Source organism: Dactylosporangium sp. NPDC005555 (assembly GCF_040605635.1).
In the GTDB taxonomy this organism is placed as follows: Bacteria; Actinomycetota; Actinomycetes; order Mycobacteriales; family Micromonosporaceae; genus Dactylosporangium.
In genome coordinates, this window is sequence record NZ_JBEXDG010000009.1 from 76,725 (window position 1) to 92,446 (window position 15,722).

At 72.5% G+C, this 15,722-nt stretch carries 12 protein-coding genes; 8 read left to right on the forward strand and 4 right to left on the reverse strand.

Annotated features, from left to right (window positions below; all coding sequences use genetic code 11):
- Positions 1-52 precede the first annotated feature (52 nt).
- Positions 53-805 carry an ABC transporter ATP-binding protein gene (locus ABZS58_RS12730; protein WP_354780685.1) on the forward strand — a complete coding sequence of 251 codons (753 nt, stop codon included), beginning with the start codon at positions 53-55 and terminating at the stop codon, positions 803-805.
- Positions 806-890: 85 nt separating this feature from the next.
- Entirely contained in the window at positions 891-3,368 is a 2,478-nt protein-coding gene (locus ABZS58_RS12735) for an FtsX-like permease family protein (protein WP_354780687.1), read from the forward strand.
- 294 nt (positions 3,369-3,662) lie between these two features.
- On the opposite strand, the gene ABZS58_RS12740 is transcribed toward ABZS58_RS12735, so the two are convergent.
- Positions 3,663-5,081, reverse strand: a complete 1,419-nt coding sequence (locus ABZS58_RS12740) for a hypothetical protein (RefSeq protein ID WP_354780689.1) — start codon at positions 5,079-5,081, stop codon at positions 3,663-3,665.
- On the opposite strand from ABZS58_RS12740, the gene ABZS58_RS12745 reads away from it, so the two are divergent.
- From ABZS58_RS12745 to ABZS58_RS12765, 5 genes are all read left to right on the forward strand, one after another.
- A complete protein-coding gene (locus ABZS58_RS12745) occupies positions 5,073-5,315 on the forward strand; it encodes a hypothetical protein (RefSeq protein WP_354780691.1) in 243 nt (80 codons plus the stop codon). The two genes, ABZS58_RS12740 and ABZS58_RS12745, sit on opposite strands and share 9 nt — an antisense overlap.
- 120 nt (positions 5,316-5,435) lie before the next feature.
- Positions 5,436-6,224 carry a class II aldolase/adducin family protein gene (locus tag ABZS58_RS12750; protein WP_354780693.1) on the forward strand — a complete coding sequence of 263 codons (789 nt, stop codon included), beginning with the start codon at positions 5,436-5,438 and terminating at the stop codon, positions 6,222-6,224.
- An 11-nt stretch (positions 6,225-6,235) separates the two neighbouring features.
- Complete coding sequence (locus ABZS58_RS12755; protein ID WP_354780695.1) at positions 6,236-7,486, forward strand: amidohydrolase family protein; 1,251 nt, start codon at positions 6,236-6,238, stop codon at positions 7,484-7,486.
- A gap of 11 nt (positions 7,487-7,497) precedes the next feature.
- Positions 7,498-8,250: an FCD domain-containing protein gene (locus ABZS58_RS12760; protein ID WP_354780697.1), complete on the forward strand. Its 753-nt coding sequence runs from the start codon at positions 7,498-7,500 to the stop codon at positions 8,248-8,250.
- 40 nt (positions 8,251-8,290) lie between these two features.
- Positions 8,291-9,541: an ROK family transcriptional regulator gene (locus tag ABZS58_RS12765; RefSeq protein WP_354780699.1), complete on the forward strand. Its 1,251-nt coding sequence runs from the start codon at positions 8,291-8,293 to the stop codon at positions 9,539-9,541.
- 196 nt (positions 9,542-9,737) lie between these two features.
- On the opposite strand, the gene ABZS58_RS12770 is transcribed toward ABZS58_RS12765, so the two are convergent.
- The 3 genes from ABZS58_RS12770 to ABZS58_RS12780 all read right to left on the reverse strand — a co-directional run bounded on the left by ABZS58_RS12770 (position 9,738) and on the right by ABZS58_RS12780 (position 13,697).
- Positions 9,738-10,523 (reverse strand): aminoglycoside phosphotransferase family protein, encoded by a 786-nt coding sequence (locus ABZS58_RS12770; RefSeq protein ID WP_354780701.1) that lies wholly within the window; start codon positions 10,521-10,523, stop codon positions 9,738-9,740.
- Positions 10,524-10,615: 92 nt separating this feature from the next.
- Positions 10,616-11,998 (reverse strand): GH1 family beta-glucosidase, encoded by a 1,383-nt coding sequence (locus ABZS58_RS12775; RefSeq protein ID WP_354780703.1) that lies wholly within the window; start codon positions 11,996-11,998, stop codon positions 10,616-10,618.
- Positions 11,999-12,047: 49 nt separating this feature from the next.
- A complete protein-coding gene (locus tag ABZS58_RS12780) occupies positions 12,048-13,697 on the reverse strand; it encodes a right-handed parallel beta-helix repeat-containing protein (RefSeq protein ID WP_354781015.1) in 1,650 nt (549 codons plus the stop codon).
- A gap of 111 nt (positions 13,698-13,808) precedes the next feature.
- Between ABZS58_RS12780 and ABZS58_RS12785 the strand changes: the two genes are divergently transcribed.
- A complete protein-coding gene (locus ABZS58_RS12785; RefSeq protein ID WP_354780705.1) occupies positions 13,809-15,716 on the forward strand; it encodes a HAMP domain-containing protein in 1,908 nt (635 codons plus the stop codon).
- Positions 15,717-15,722 lie beyond the last annotated feature (6 nt).

The following is a 15,722-nucleotide window of genomic DNA, read 5'->3' on the forward strand; positions in this document are numbered from 1 at the left end:
CGCCAGCACGCTGGATCGATCCGCCGGCCGGTGCCGCCATAGCGTCGTCCGCATGGACAGAACCGATACGGCGGTCCGCGTCGAACAGCTCTCCCGCGTCTACGCCAACGGGTCACAGAAGGTCACCGCGCTCGCCGGCGTCGATGTGACGTTCCACCGCGGCACGTTCACGGCGGTGATGGGGCCGTCCGGATCCGGCAAGAGCACGCTGCTGCAGACCGCGGCCGGCCTGGACCGGCCCACCGCCGGACGGGTCTGGATCGGCGGCACCGAGCTGTCCGGGATGTCGGAGACGAAGCTGACGAAGCTGCGCCGCGACCGGATCGGCTTCGTCTTCCAGGCGTTCAACCTCGTCGCCGCCCTCACGGTCGCCGAGAACATCGGCCTGCCGTCGAGGTTGGCAGGTGTACGACCGGAGCGCGCCTGGCTCGAACACGTCATCGACCGCGTCGGGCTGCGCGAACGACTGCACCACCGGCCGTCGGCGCTGTCGGGCGGCCAGCAGCAGCGCGTCGCCATCGCCCGGGCCCTGGCGACGCGGCCCGAGGTGATCTTCTGCGACGAGCCGACCGGCGCCCTGGACACCGAGACCGCCGCGGACGTGCTGACCCTGCTGCGCGCGGTCGTCGACGAGCACCGGCAGACCGTCGTCATGGTGACGCACGACCCGGTGGCCGCGTCCTACGCCGACCGGGTCCTGGTCCTCGCCGACGGCCGGATCGTGCGGGACATGCCGCAGCCCGGCGTGGACCGCATCGCCGAGCAACTGGCGTCGCTCGGCCGCCGCCGGGTGGTGACGTCATGACCGGTCTGAAGCGCAGCGGAAGAGCCGGGCATCAGGTGTTCAGTCTTGGGTCGGGGCGGCGCCGGAGCGCAGCGGAGGTGACGGCATGACCCGGCTCGCGCTGCGGATGCTGCGGCACCGGCCCGGTCCGGCGGTCGCGACGCTGCTCGCCCTCGCCGCGGGCGTCATGATCCTCATGGCGATGGGCACGCTCGTCGAGTCGGGGCTGCGCCACCGGCCGGAGCCGGTCCGGTATGCCGCCGCCGACGTCGTGGTCGCGCACCGCGACATCACCATCAGTGCCAAGGACCTGGACGGTTCGACGGTCCGGTCGACGGTGCGGCTGCCGGAGGGCGGAACCGTCCCGGCCGGTCTCGTCCAACGGATCCGCGGACTCGCCGGTGTCGCGACGGTCGCGGCGGACGACGCGGTCCAGGTCGCGCTGCCCGCCACGGCCACGGTCGGCACCGGGCACGGCTGGGGGAGCGCCGCCCTGACGCCGTACCGGATCGTCGACGGATCGGCCCCCACCGGCGACGACCAGATCGCGGCAGACCGGCGGCTCGGGCTCGCACCCGGCCAGCAGACGCAGGTGCTCGCCGGCGGGGTGGCCCGCACGTACCGGGTCAGCGGCGTCGTCGACGGTCCCGCACCCGCGGTCTTCTTCACCGACGCGCACGCCGCGTCGCTGTCGCCGCACCCCGGCCGGGTCGCCGTCATCGGGATCGTCGCGGCACCCGGCACCGACAGTGCGGCCCTCGCAGCGGCGGTGCGCGGGCTCGCGTCCGAGTCGGGCGCCGAGGTGTACACCGGCGCCGACCGCGGCCTGGCCGAGGAGTCCGACGCGCTCGGCGCGCGGGACCTGCTGATCGAGGCGGGCGCCGCGTTCGGCGGGTACGTCGTGCTGCTGATCGTGTTCGTGGTCGCGGCCACCGTCGGGCTGTCGGTGCGGCACCGGCGCCGGGATCTCGCGCTGCTGCGCGCCGTCGCCGCGACCCCCGGCCAGGTCCGCCGCATGATCATGGCGGAGGCGGCGATCGTCGGTCTCACCTCGGTCGCGCTCGGCGTGCCTGCGGGGTTCCTCGCCACCCGGTGGGTGCGCGACCAGCTCGTCGGCCGCGGCTTCGTGCCCGCGGGGTTCCCCATGTCGGACGGCGTGCTCGCCACCGTCGCGGCCGCCGTGGCCACCACGCTCGTCGCGGTGCTGTCGGCGCTCATCGCCGCCCGGCGGGTCACCGGCATCCGGCCCGTCGAGGCGCTCGGCGAGGTGGCGGTCGAGCCGGCGCGCGGCGGCAAGGTGCGCCTCGTCTGCGGTCTCGTCGCGCTCGCGGGCGCCGGATCGTCGGGCGTGGTCACGCTCGGCGCGGGCGGTCAGACGGCGCTCGCCGGCGCGATCGGCATGCTGTACCTGTTCGTCACCGCCGTCGGGCTCCTCGCGCCGTGGATCAACCGGGCCGCGGCGAGGATGCTCGCCCCGGTCCTGCGCACCGTGTGGGGTTCCAGCGGATACCTCGCGACCGCCAACCTCAAGGCGAACGCCCGCGGCGCGGCAGCCGTCCTCACCGCGCTGGTGCTGTCGGTCGGCCTCGGCGGATCCGTGTGGTTCCTGCAGGACAACCTCGAACGGCAGACCCTGGCGCAGCGCCGCGACGGCCTCCTCGCCCAGCACGCCCTGGTCTCCCCGGCGGGGCTGCCGCCCGGCGCGGCCGACGAGGCGCGGAAGCTCCCCGGTGTCTCGGCCGCCACGTCGGTACGACGAACGTCCGTCGTCGTCAGGTTCCTCGACGCAGCAGAGACCGTCGCGGCGCAGGCGGTCGACGGCACGTCCACAATGGACCTGCGGGTGCGTGACGGCGACCTCGCGGAGCTGCGGGGCGACACCGTCGCGGTGTCGTCGATCCGGGCGTCCACCCACGGCTGGGACGTCGGTGACCAGGTCGAGTTCTGGCTCGGCGACGGCACACCGGTGCGGCTGAGACTCGTCGCCGTCTACGAGCGTGGCCTCGGCTTCGGCGACATCACCCTGACCCGGGAGACGGTCACCGGGCACACCGCCCGCGACGCCGACGACGAGGTGCTGATCCGTTCCTCCGGCGCGGCGGACCTGTCGGTGCTCGCCGGCCGGTACACCGGCAGCGAAATCGTCGCGACGAGCGGCCTGAACCGCCGGCTCGCCGACGACCTCGCGGTCAGCGCCTGGCTCAACAGACTCCTCGTCGGGGTGATGGTCGGCTACGCCGCGCTCGCCGCCGCCAACACGATGGTCATCGCCGCCCTGGCCCGCGGCCGCGAACTGGCCGTGCTGCGGCTCGTCGGGGTCACCCGCCGCCAGGCCGGGCGGATGGTCCACGCCGAACAGGCCGGGCTGCTCGGCGTCGCGGTCGTGATGGGCGCGGCGATCGCCCTCGCCACCCTGACGATGGTCGTCAGGTCGGTGACCGGCGAACCGGTGCCCTACGTCCCGCCGCTCGGCTGGGCGGCCGTCATCGGCGGGACCGCGCTGCTCGCCCTGCTCACCACGGTCCTGCCGATCGGCCGGCTGCTGCGGGTGTCACCGATCGAGCACATCGGCGTGAAGGAGTAGCGCCGCGCCGGGGTGGGCAGGCGTGCCCACCCCGGTTCACCATCACAGGGCCGGGTTCGCGCCGACCGTGAAGCGTCCGTCTGGCCGATGGTCCGCCCGGCTCGTCCTGGGAAGGCTCGGACGCGACGCGCTGAGGAGCGCGGGTCATGACGACCTCGACGTCCTCGACAAGGCGATCAACGCTCAGGCCCGCTGGTGCGCGAGAACATCGCCCCGGGCCTGACCCCGCCGTCCTCCGGCGGCGCCGCGTTCACCGGCGACGTCCTGGACGGCGAGGTCCTCGTGGACAAGGAGTCAGGCTGGTCTGACCCACGCCTCGGCGACGCCGTCGCGGATGGTCACCACGCCGTGCTCGAAGAACACCACACGCTCCTCGTCCGCGATCGGAAACCCGAGCCGCTGCGCCAGCTGGGTGTCGCCCGTCAACAGGTCCACCACGCCACGCGGGACCGCGACGGCGCCGCGCGGAGCCGTCCAGTAGATCGCGCCACCTTCGAACGTGGCGTAGCACCGCCAGTCCTCGTCGGGCCCGGTCCGGCCGTCGATCTCGCCGGACGTCGGAAAGCCGAGCCAGCTCCCGGTGCCGTCCATCCGCTCGTACAGCGCACCGATCGCCGCACCGACGGCGTGCACGCCGTGCGGTTCGCTGACGTAAACGGTGCAGCCACCGATCCCTTCGACCGCGGTCCATTGCGAGACGATGTCGGCCGGATAGTCCGACCCGCCCTCGAACCGCTGGAACTCGCCCGCTGTCCCGAACGGCGAGATCGCGGCGACCTTCCTGCCGCCGACCGGAAACCCGAGCACACCCTGGGCGCCGCCGAGCCGGTCGTGATAGTCGGCGATGTCGCGGCGGACCTCCACGAGTCCAGCCTTCGTCAATGAGTAGACGGTGCCGCCCTCGAACCGCTGGCACGTGCCGTAGGTACCGGCGCCCGGACGGTCGGCGGCTGCCCGTGACGGGCCTGCCGGGGCTTCGTCGCTGACCGGAAACCCGAGCCAGCTGCCGGCGCCGCCCTGGTGCTCGTAGTGCTCACCGATTTCGTCCCAGGTGACGAACTCACCGTGCACGGACCTGTAGACCGTTGCGCCGCAGACATAGCCCAGACGCTTACAGACCGTGGGATTGTATGTATTTATCGCCTCATAGTGCTGAAATGCGCCCACTGTGCCGAACCCTGGCGAGGGCGGTGAGGGCGTTACCGGCGACAGCGGAAATCCGACCAGCTCATCGATGCCGTCCGTGCCCGCGAGGTACTCCACGAAGGCCTGCGGCACGATCTGCGGGCCGCCGGGGGGACTCCAAAGAATTTGGCCGTGCGCATACCGCCGGAAGAACCCGGTTGTGCCCTGTGCCGATGTGCCGGCGCGGGCCAGGCCGCCGACTTTGGCGCCGAGACCGGAACCTTGCTCGATTTCAACGCGTTCGATCTCGGCGGCAGCGGTCGGTAGTCCCGAGAGCCAGTCGAACTTGGCGGCGAGTGCATCGACGACAGGCTGCGAGCGGCTCCGGTTCATCCTGCCGAGCAGTGACACGGCGAGCGCCTCGTGCCTGCGCAGCAGCGCCCAGGTGACCTCGGCCGCGGCGGCGACCTGCATTGCCGCCAGTGCCTGCACCGCCTCGTTGTGCGGCAACTCGGCCACCAGCTCGGCGGCGTGCGAGGCGGACAGCGCCTCCAGCGCCGGGGCGTCAAGGCGCCGGCCGTGCCACACGAAGTTCCACTGGGTGTTGTTGTTGCCGATCTGGGTGCCCTGACCACCGGAGATGTTCGCCTCGACGCCCGTCACCGGGACATTGTGGCAGGCACGGATCGTTGTCATCGACGGACGTTCGGTTCAACTGGCGGCCAGATCGGCAGCCGGCCGACGGCGCTCGCGGCGGTGGGTGTTGCCGAGGCGACGGTGATGGTGGTCGAGGCCCGGCTGCCTGTCACGGACCGGTGGTAGCCGGCGACCACGGGGTCATCGTCGCGCCCCCCGTGCGACACGACCCAAAAAACAACCAAGCGATTGCTTGATTCTCGGTACACCTGCCGCTTAATCTTCTAAAAGATTTGGAGGTGAGCCGTGACACTCACGACAACACCGGCCTTGCGCGAGGGCGGGTCAGCGGTCTGGTCGCCGCGCATCACGCCGCCGATCGGGGTCGACCTCACGGAGCGGCAGGCCCTCGCCTGTGCGTTCCGCATCCTCGGGCACAGCGGCTTCAGCGAGAACATCGCCGGGCACATCACGATGGTCAAGGACGGCGGCCCGGACGGCGCCATGTGGGTCAACCCGTGGGGCCTGTGGTGGGAGGAGATCTCCGCCTCCGACCTGTGCGTCGTCGACCGCGACGGCACCGTCCTGGAAGGCCGCTGGGACGTCACCCCGGCCATCCACATCCACACCGAACTGCACCGCGTGCGGCCCGACGCCCGGGTCGTCGTGCACAACCACCCCTACTACGTCACCGTCCTCGCCGCGATCGGGGTGCTGCCCGCGATCGTGCACCAGACCGGTTGCATGTACGACGGCGACCTCGCCCTCGTGCACGAATACACCGGCGAGGTCGACGACGCCGCGCTCGGCGCCGACCTGGCCAAGCAGATCGGCGACAGCTCCGTGGTGATCCTCGCCAGCCACGGCATCATCGTCACCGCGCCGACGATCCAGGAGGCGACGTACCGGTCGGCGAGCATCGACCGCGCCTGCAAGCTCGCCTACGACGTCATGCTGCTCGGCCGCGACCCCCTGGAGATCGCTCCCGGCCTGCGGCACGGCATGAAGAAGTCACTCATCGAGCGCGGCACCGACGTGTTCTGGGCCGGCGCCGTCCGGTCGCTGGTGCGCCGCGAACCCGAAGTACTGGACTGAGAGGACCTCCTATGGCATCGATCGATGAACTGCTGCGCAACGGCTCGTTCACCACCGCAGACCGGTCGAAGGTGACCTTCCTGCCGGACCCGCCGCGGCAGCCCCGCAAGTACACCTTCATCTCCGTCGACGACCACATCGTCGAGCCGCCCGACGCGTTCGAGGGCCGGATGCCGGCGAAGTTCGCCGACCAGGCCCCGCACGTCGTGGAGAAGGACGGCAGCCACGTCTGGATCTACGACGGCAAGGAGTTCCCCAACGTCGGGTTCAACGCCGTCGTCGGCCGGCCCGTCGACGAGTACAGCATGGAACCCAGCCGCTTCGACGACATGCGCCGCGGCTCGTGGGACATCCACGAACGCATCAAGGACATGGACCTCAGCGGCGTGTACGCCTCGCTGTGCTTCCCGTCGTTCCTGCCCGGCTTCGCCGGCCAGCGCCTGCAACTGTCCACGAAGGACACCGAGCTGGCGCTCGCGGCGACGCGCGCCTGGAACGACTGGAACATCGAGGCGTGGTCCGGTGCCTACCCGGACCGGATGATCCCCTGCCAGCTGCCGTACTTCCTCGATCCGGAGGTCGGCGCCGAGGAGATCCGCCGCAACGCCGAGCGCGGCTTCAAGGCCGTCACGTTCACCGAGGCGCCGCACCTGCTCGGCATGCCGTCGCTGCACACCGGGCACTGGGACCCGATCATGCGCGCCTGCGAGGAGACCGGCACCGTCATCAACCTGCACATCGGCTCGTCGGGCACGTCGCCGTCGACCGCGCCGGACGCCCCGCCGGACGTCGTCGGGGTGCTGTTCTTCGGCTACTCGATGTTCTCCGCCGTCGACTGGCTGTACTCCCGCATCCCGGTCCGCTTCCCGAACATCAAGATCGTGCTGTCGGAAGGCGGCATCGGCTGGGTGCCCGGCCTCGTCGACCGGCTCAACCACATGCTCAGCTACCACGAGATGTACGGCACCTGGAAGGGCATCGACCTGACCCCGGCCGAGGTCCTGCTGCGCAACTTCTACTTCTGCGCCGTCGAGGACCCGTCGTCGTTCGCCCTGCGCGACGTCATCGGCGTCGACCACATCTTCCTCGAGCAGGACTACCCGCACTGCGACAGCACCTGGCCGCACACGCAACGCACCATCGAGGAGGAGATCGGCGGTCTGCCCGACGCCGACGTGCGCAAGATGACCTGGGAGAACGCCTCCCGCGTCTACCGGCACCCGGTGCCACCCGCGGTCCAGAACGACCCCGACGCGTACTAGGCTGCCGCTCCATGGTCTCCGCCGACCGTCTTGCCGAGCAGGTCGCCGATCATATCCGCGGTCAGATCCTGCGCGGTGAGCTCGCCGACGGTGAACCACTGCCCAAGTCCGAGGAGCTCATCCAGCGGTATCCGGTGAGCATGCCGACGTTCCGCGAGGCGATGCGGATCCTGGAAGCCGAAGGTCTCATCACGGTGCGCCGGGGACGGCTCGGCGGTGCGCTCGTGCACCGGCCGTCCCCGGCGAACCTCGGCTACAACCTGGGACTCGTCCTCGCCGCGCAACGCGCCGGCATCGACGACGTCGCCATCGCACTGCGCCACGTCGAGCCGGCCTGCGCCGCCCTGTGCGCCGGCCGGCCCGACCGCGCTGACGCGGTGGTCCCCGTCCTGCGGGCGCTGCACGAGGAGTACGTCGCCCGCATCGACGACCTGGTCGAGGTCGTCGGCGTGTCCCGGCGCTTCCACGAGGCCCTTGTCGGGCTGTGCGGCAACCCGCCGCTCATCGTCCTCGCCGGGGCACTGGAAGCACTGTGGTCCAGCCACGAGCAGGACTGGGCCACCCGGATCCGGGAGACGACGGGTGTACCCCTGCGCGAGCGGCGCGCCGCCGGCGAGGTGCACGGGCAGATCCTGGCGCTGATCGAGGCCGGCGACACCGACGGGGTGCACCGGCTCGTCACCGAACACCTGACCTCCGCGCAACGCAACCCCAGCCCCACCGCCGCCGTGATCGACGCCGCCCTCATCCGCCGCCAGCCGTGAATTGACGGCCCGCGGCCGCGGCGTGCTTTGCTATGGGGCGATGGTGAGTGTGGAGAGGGTTGTCGCGGAGCCGATCGACCAGGTCGCGGTCCGGCGCGCCAACCTGAGCCGCACGCTGCGCCACATCCGCGCCAACGGGCCCGGCTCCCGCGCCGCGATCGCCGCCGCCACCGGCCTGCACAAGACCACCGTGTCGAGCCTCGTCGAGGAGCTGCTCAGCCGCCGCCTGGTCCGCGAGACCGGCCTGGAGCGCTCCGGCACCGCGGGCCGCCCCGGCCGCCACGTCGCGCTGTCCCCGGAGCTCGGCGCCGTCGGCATCGAGATCAACGTCGACTACCTGGCGGTCCACGGCTGCGACCTGACCGGCCGCACCGTCGTCGAGCGGCGGGTCGGCTTCGACGCCCGTCGCCGTGACGTCGATGGTTGCCTCGCCGATCTGGCCGCGGCCGCCGACCGTACCCTCGCCGAACTCGCCGACCATGCGGTGATCCCGGTCGGGTTGACCGTCGCGGTGCCGGGCCTCGTGGACGTCGCCCGCGGCGTGGTGGTCGTCGCTCCCAACCTCGGCTGGACCGACGTGCCGGTCGTGTCCCGCCTCGCCGCGGGACTGGATCCCGCCCTGCGGGTCGGCGTCGACAACGACGCGAACCTCGCCGCGCTCGCCGAACACACGTGGGGTGTCGCCGCCGGCACCGCCGACCTCGTGTACCTCACGGGTTCGGTCGGCGTCGGCGGCGGTGCCATCACCGGCGGCCGGCTGCTCCGCGGCGCCGACGGCTTCTCCGGCGAGATCGGCCACCTCCCCGTCGAACCCGACGGCGACCCGTGCGGGTGCGGCCGGACCGGCTGCTGGGAGACGAAGGTCGGGCTCGCCGAGCTGGTCCGCCGGATCACGCCCGAGTTCGCGTACGGCCTCGGCGACGGCCCGGTCCCCGACCCCCGAGAGCGCATCGCCGAGGTGCGTCGCAGGCTGGACGCCCGCGACCCGGCGGCCCTGGCCGCGGTCGCGGGGATCGGCCGGTGGCTCGGCCACGGCGGCGCCATCCTGGTCAACCTGTTCAACCCGCGGGTCGTGGTGCTCGGCGGCTACTTCGCCGACCTCGCCGATCACCTCATCCCCGCCGCCCAGTCCCAGCTCACCCGCCTCGCCATGGCCTCGCCGGCGGCCCGCTGCCACTTCGTCGCCTCCGACCTGGGCTTCACGGCCGCGGCCCGCGGCGGCGCCGGCGCCGTCATCGAACGCCTCATCGACGACCCGTCCGCAATCCCTGCGAGAACCCCCGCGAGTTGAACCGAACGTCTGTCGATGCCGGACCTCGCCCGACGAGGAGCGGTGCTGCTCCGCGACGTTCGAGGGGCTGATCCCGGCATCGCGGCGCGCGGCGGGCAGGGCCGGCCGATCGACGGGGCCCAGGGACCGCACCAGGCCGAGCAGTATCGGATCGAGTGGGGCTGAGGGCGCGGCGGTGGTGGAAGACCACGGCGTCTCAGGCGGTGCCGCGATCCACCCAGAAGTCGTCCGGGAGGGCCTCGACGGCGGTCGCGGACCGTTCGAGGAGGTCCGCGATGGGTAGCAGCGCGACCGACGCCGCGTCCCCGGCGTCGGCCATCTGGCGGATCACGCCGGCCTGCCGCCGGGCCCGCTGCGGCGCCACGGTCCCGAAGGCGCGTCGGTCGCCGTCGTAGCCATACGCGTCGAGCAGCAGCTGGAGGCGGCGGGACCGCTCCCGCAGGTCGTGGTCGCTCAACGGCGCGCCGTCGCGCGGCGATGCGAGCGGCACCCAGGTCAGCGCGGAGAACGCCAGATCCCAGTCCCGTGAGGACGGACCGGCGATGTCCCAGTCGCAGAAGCCGATCAGCCGGTCGCCGTCCACCACCGCGTTGTAGGGGGCCGCGTCCTGGTGCCCGACGACCAGCCCGGGACCCATCGCGCCGCCGATGAACCAGTGCTCGTCCTGCGGTGGCGCGAAGTCGGCCGTCAGGTCATGGACCCGCCGCAGCCACCGGCCGACCTGTGCCAGCATCGAGTCGGCCGATGCCCAGCCGGGCCAGGGGACCCGGTCGCCGATCGTCTCCCCGGTCAGGTAGGTGAGCATCTCGCGACCCTGGTCGTCGAAGCCGAGCGCCCGGGGAGCGGCGTCGAAGCCGGCGTCCTCGAGATGCCGCAGCACCGCGTGCACCGTCGTCGTCCACGGCGAGGCCCGCTTGTGGACGACACCATCGATCAGCACGGCGCCGGTGGTGTTCCCGCCGGGCAGGACCTCTTCGCGCATCTGCGCTGTCTACCAGGCGTCGGCGGGGTGGCGACACCGAATTTCGCGGTGCGGCGCCGGCCGCGCTCGACGTGCGGGCCTGATCGAAGGGGTCAGAGGCCGTTGTTGGCGATGACGGTCTTGTACCACTCGGCGCTGGCCTTCAGGGTGCGGCGCTGGGTGGCGAAGTCGACGTGGATGATGCCCCAGCGTTGGGTGTAGCCCTCAGCCCATTCGAAGTTGTCCATGAGGGACCAGAGGTGGTAGCTCTCCAGCGGGACGCCCGCCTGGATGGCGCGGTGGGCGGCGGTGAGATGGTCGCGCAGGAAGGTGACGCGGTCCTGGTCGTGCAGCGGGTTCTGGGTGGGCATGCCGTTCTCGGTGATGCTGACCGGGATGTCGCCGTAGTCGCGCTTGACGCGGGTCAGCAGGTCGAACAGGCCGTCGGGGTAGATCTCCTGCCACGTCGCCTGGGAGGTGGGGTGCCGCATGACGCGGCTGCCGGTGGCGGTCACGTGGGTGGGGCCGTAGTAGTTCACGCCGAGCAGGTCGTTGCGTGACCCGATGATCGCGAGGTCGCCGTCCTTGATCGCGGCGCGGACCGGGGCGTCCGCCGCCTGCGTGGCCAGCCAGTCCTCCGGGTACCGGCCGAGCAGCAGCGGATCGAGCCAGCGCCGGTTCTCCTCGGCGTCCGCGGCGACAGCCTGCCGGCGGGCACCGTCGGAGTCGGCGGCCGGGTAGGTGGGGGAGAGGCTGAGCGCGGCGCCGATGCGGCTGCGGCCGCCGGTGGCGCGCAGGGCCTGCACCGCCAGGCCGTGGCCGAGCAGGAGATGGTGGCCGACGACGTTGGCCAGGCGCCGGTCCTGCTTGCCGGGGGCGTGGGTGCCGGCGGTGTACCCGACGTCGACGACGGTCTTCGGCTCGTTGATGGTCAGCCAGGTCGGGACCGTGTCGCCGAAGGCGCTGAACATCGTGTGCGCGTAGTCGGCGAACCAGGAGGCGCAGTCGCGGTTCTCCCACCCGCCGAGCTCCTGCAGCGCCTGCGGGGTGTCCCAGTGGAACAGGGTAACGACCGGCGCGATCCCGCGGCTGAGGAGGCCGTCGATGAGCCGGTGGTAGAAGTCGACGCCGCGCGGGTTGACGGTGCCGCGGCCGGTCGGCAGGACCCGCGACCACGAGATCGAGAACCGGTAGGAGGTGAGCCCGAGGTCCCGCATGATGTCGAGGTCCTCGGTGTAGCGGTGGTAGTGGTCGGCGGCCACGTCGCCGGTGTCGCCGTTGCGGATCCGGCCCGGCTGATGGCTGAAGACGTCCCACACCGACGGCCCGCGACCGTCCTCCTTCGCCGCGCCTTCCAGCTGGTACGCCGACGTCGCCGCACCCCAGCCGAACCCCGGCGGGAACGGCAGCGCCGCCGACGCGAGCGCATCAGAGGGGCGCACGGCGGCGGCCACCGCGCCTACCGCGCCAAGGGTGAGGACAGATCGCCTACGCATGCGGCGAACGTAGCTCGCGTCACGCTATACCCACAAATATCACTCACAATCACGACAAAGTAGTGTCGACCCCGATGTTGTCGGCCCAGCGGCCGCCGCTGAAAACCCCGTCGAACGCCACGGCGTTGCCCGCCAGGTCGTTGTCGTGCACCCGGCCGGACGAGCAGTCGCCGGACGCCGTGATCCGCAGCCCGTGCGTCTGCGACCAGATCCGGTTGTCGCGGATGGTCGGCGCGTCGGCGGCAGCGGCCAGCGTGAGGCCGGCCCTGGCCGCGGGCGCGTCCGGCAGCCGGTACTCGGCACCTCGCGGCGGAGTGCCGTCCCGCCAGGCGGTGGCGCTGCCCGGCCGGGCCGGCGCGAGCATCAGCGACGTGGCGGTGTTGCCGACGACCAGCGCCTGCTGCGACCCCGCCGCCACGATCTTCCCGGCGTGCCCGCCCGGGGGCCAGGCCGCCGCGGTGTCGTGCACGGCGTGCGGTGAGTAGGAGACCGTCGTCCCGCCGCCCGAGGCGCCCGGCGCGGACTGCCGCCCGTTGCCGTGCACCCGGTTCGCGGTCAGGAACGCGTCGGTGACGGGGGAGTCGACCCGGATCCCGTCCAGGGCGTTGTCCCAGATGTCGTTGCCGGACACGGTGATGCCCGCGGCGGGTTCGTCGTCGCCGCCGAGGAACCCCTCGCCGAGTGCCTCCGCGCGGCCGGACGGTCCGAGGTTGTGCTGCCAGTACCCGTACCGCCCGTTGCGGCTGATCCGGTTGCCGTCCACGGTGTACGGGCCGGGCGTGTTGCCGACGGCGACCCCGTCCCACGCGTTGCCGTCGATGACGCAGCCGGTCACGATGCCGCCCCGGCCCGCGACGGACGACGTGCCGAGCGCCGACACGTCGTAGCCCGCCTGGTGGTTGCCGAGCATCGTGCACGCCGACACGATGAGCCCGTCGGCGCCCCAGTCGGAGATGCCGAAGCGGTTGCCCTCGGCGTGGCAGCCGATGATGCGGATGCCCCGCGTCGGCGCCCACCGGCGCTTCTGCAGCTCGACGAAGATGCCGTTGGTCCCGTTGCCCACCGTCGTGCACGCGGTGACGGTGAGCCGCTCGGTGCTGCCCCAGCCGCCGATGCCGATGCCGATCCCCGCGCCGCCCATCTCCTCGCCGTTGTTCAACCGGCCGCAGTGCCTGGCGTGCACCGAGTCGAGCACGGTGTCCTGCAGGAAGTCGCAGCCGAACCCGGTCGCGCCGGTGTCGTGGATGTACAGGTCGTGGAAGCGCCCCCGCAGCACGTACTGCAGGAACAGCCCTTTGGCGTTGACGTCGTAGGCGGGCAGGGTCACCCCGGAGCCGTCGATCTCGAAGTGCGCGAAGGCGCAGTCGGCGAGATGGTTGTCGCGTCCCGCGTCGTGGTCCCGGGCGGTGAAGACCGCCAGCGGCGTCGGCGCGGCGGGCCGGGACGGGTTCGACAGCACGAAGCGGGTGGCGCCCGCCCCCGCGCCGATCAGCGACACGCCGCTGCGCCACCTGGTGCCCTCGTCGTGGATGGCGTACGTCCCGGCGGAGCAGAGGATGGAGCGGGGCTGACCGTCGGCGGCGTAGGCGTCGCCGAGGCTGTCGACGAGCGCCGCGAGCGCCGGCTGGTCGTTGGTCGTGCCGTCCCCGGCGAGTCCGTGTGCCCGCGCCTCGTAGACGAGTCGTTCGGCGATGCGCATCACGCCGCTCCCCTCGGTTCGGTGCCGCGTCCGTATCGCATACCCGCTGGCCCGCCCGCAAACATGCGACGGCCCGAGGCGTGAGCGGCACGGCAGCGGGCAGGAGTGGGCATGCGCGGCATGCAGGGCGGGCTGGTCCGGAGGATGGTGCTGGCCACCTGCATCCTGCTGCTGTTCGTCGGCGGCGCGTTCGGCACGCTGCTGGTCTCGATCGGCGCGGACCGGGAGACCGCCCGGCTGTCGCGCCGCTCCCACGAGCTGTTCGCCGCCGCGGACGAGGTCCACCGGCACACCGTCGACCTGCAGTCCGCACAGCGGGCCTACGCCCTGTCGGGCGACGCGCTGTTCCTGAGCCAGTGGGAGACGGCGCGCGCCGCGCTGCAGCTGGCGAACGCGAGGCTCGCATCGCTCGCCACCACCGACGTCCAGCGCCGGCAGACGCTGCGGATCACGCAGACGAGCACGTCGTTCGCCGAGGAGTACTCCCTGCCGGCGCTGGACGCGGCTCGCCGCAGGGACCCCGCCGCCGATGGCGCGCAGCAGCTCCTCGAGGGCGACCGCCGCATCGAGCAGCTTCGCGCGGACCTCGGCGAGCTGCGGGTCACCGAACGCGACGTCATCGTGGCCCGCGACGCGCACGCCGAGACGATGGCCAACCGGGAGATGGTCGCGATCCTCGCCGGGCTGGCCGGTTCGGCGCTCGTCATCGCCCTCGTCGGCGGCTACCAGACGCGGCTGCTGGTGCAGCCGATCCGCCGGGCCGCCGCGATGGCCGACCGGCTCGCCGGCGGTGACCTGACCACCCGCATGCCGGAGACCGGCAAGGCCGAGATCGGCCGGCTGGAGCGGTCGTTCAACGTCATGGGTGAGGCCCTGGAGCGCGGCCGTGAGGAGCTCAGCCAGTTCGTCGGGACGCAGACGGCGCTGCGCCGCGTCGCCACCCTCGTCGCCCGCGGCGGCACGCCGACCGAGGTCCTGGACGCGGTCGTGGAGGAGCTCGGGCAGCTCGTCGGCGCCGGCAGCGCGCGGATCATCCGCTTCGAGGCCGACGGCACCGGCACGATCGCCGCGGCCTGGGGCAGCCCGGTCCTGGAGCTGCCCGTCGGCGCGCGGGTGTCGCTGGAGGGCGACAACGTCACCGGCATCGTGCAGCGCACCGGCCGGCCCGCCCGGATGGACTCCTACGAGGGCGCGTCCGGCTTCCTGGCGGCGTACGTGCGGGCGCGCGGGATGCACGCCTCCGTGAGCGCCCCGATCAGCGTGGACGACCGCCTCTGGGGCGCGGTGACGGCGTCCACGATCCAGGGGCAGACGCTGCCGCCGGACGCGGAGGCGCGCCTCGCGGAGTCCACCGACCTCATCGGCACGGCCATCGCCAACGCCGAGACGCGCGACGAGCTGATCGCGTCCCGGGCGCGGGTGGTCCTCGCCACCGACCACACCCGCCGGCGCATCGAACGCAACCTGCACGACGGCGTCCAGCAGCGGCTGCTGTCCCTCGGGCTGGACCTCCGCCGGATCCAGCACACCGTGCCGGCGGAGCTGCCCGAGCTGCGCTCCGAGCTGTCCGAGGTGATCGCGGGCCTCAGCAGCACCGTCGACGACGTGCGGGAGATCTCCCGCGGTGTCCACCCGGCGATCCTCACCGAGGGCGGTCTGAAGGCCGCGGTGAGGGCGCTGGCCCGGCGGTCCGCGGTCGCGGTGGACGTCGAACTGACGCTGCCGGGGCGGCTGCCCGAGCCGGTCGAGGTCGCCGCCTACTACGCCGTCGCCGAGGCGCTCGCCAACGCGGCCAAGCACGCGCGGGCGTCACTGATCCAGATCGACGGGATGGTCCGCGTCGGCTGGCTGGAGCTGTCGGTGCGCGACAACGGCGCCGGCGGCGCCGACCCGGACCGCGGCTCCGGGCTCGTCGGCCTCACCGACCGCATCGAGGCGCTGGGCGGCACGATCCGCCTCGACAGTCCCGTCGGGCACGGCACCCGCGTGCGGGTCCGCCTCCCGCTCACCCGCGAATAGGATCGC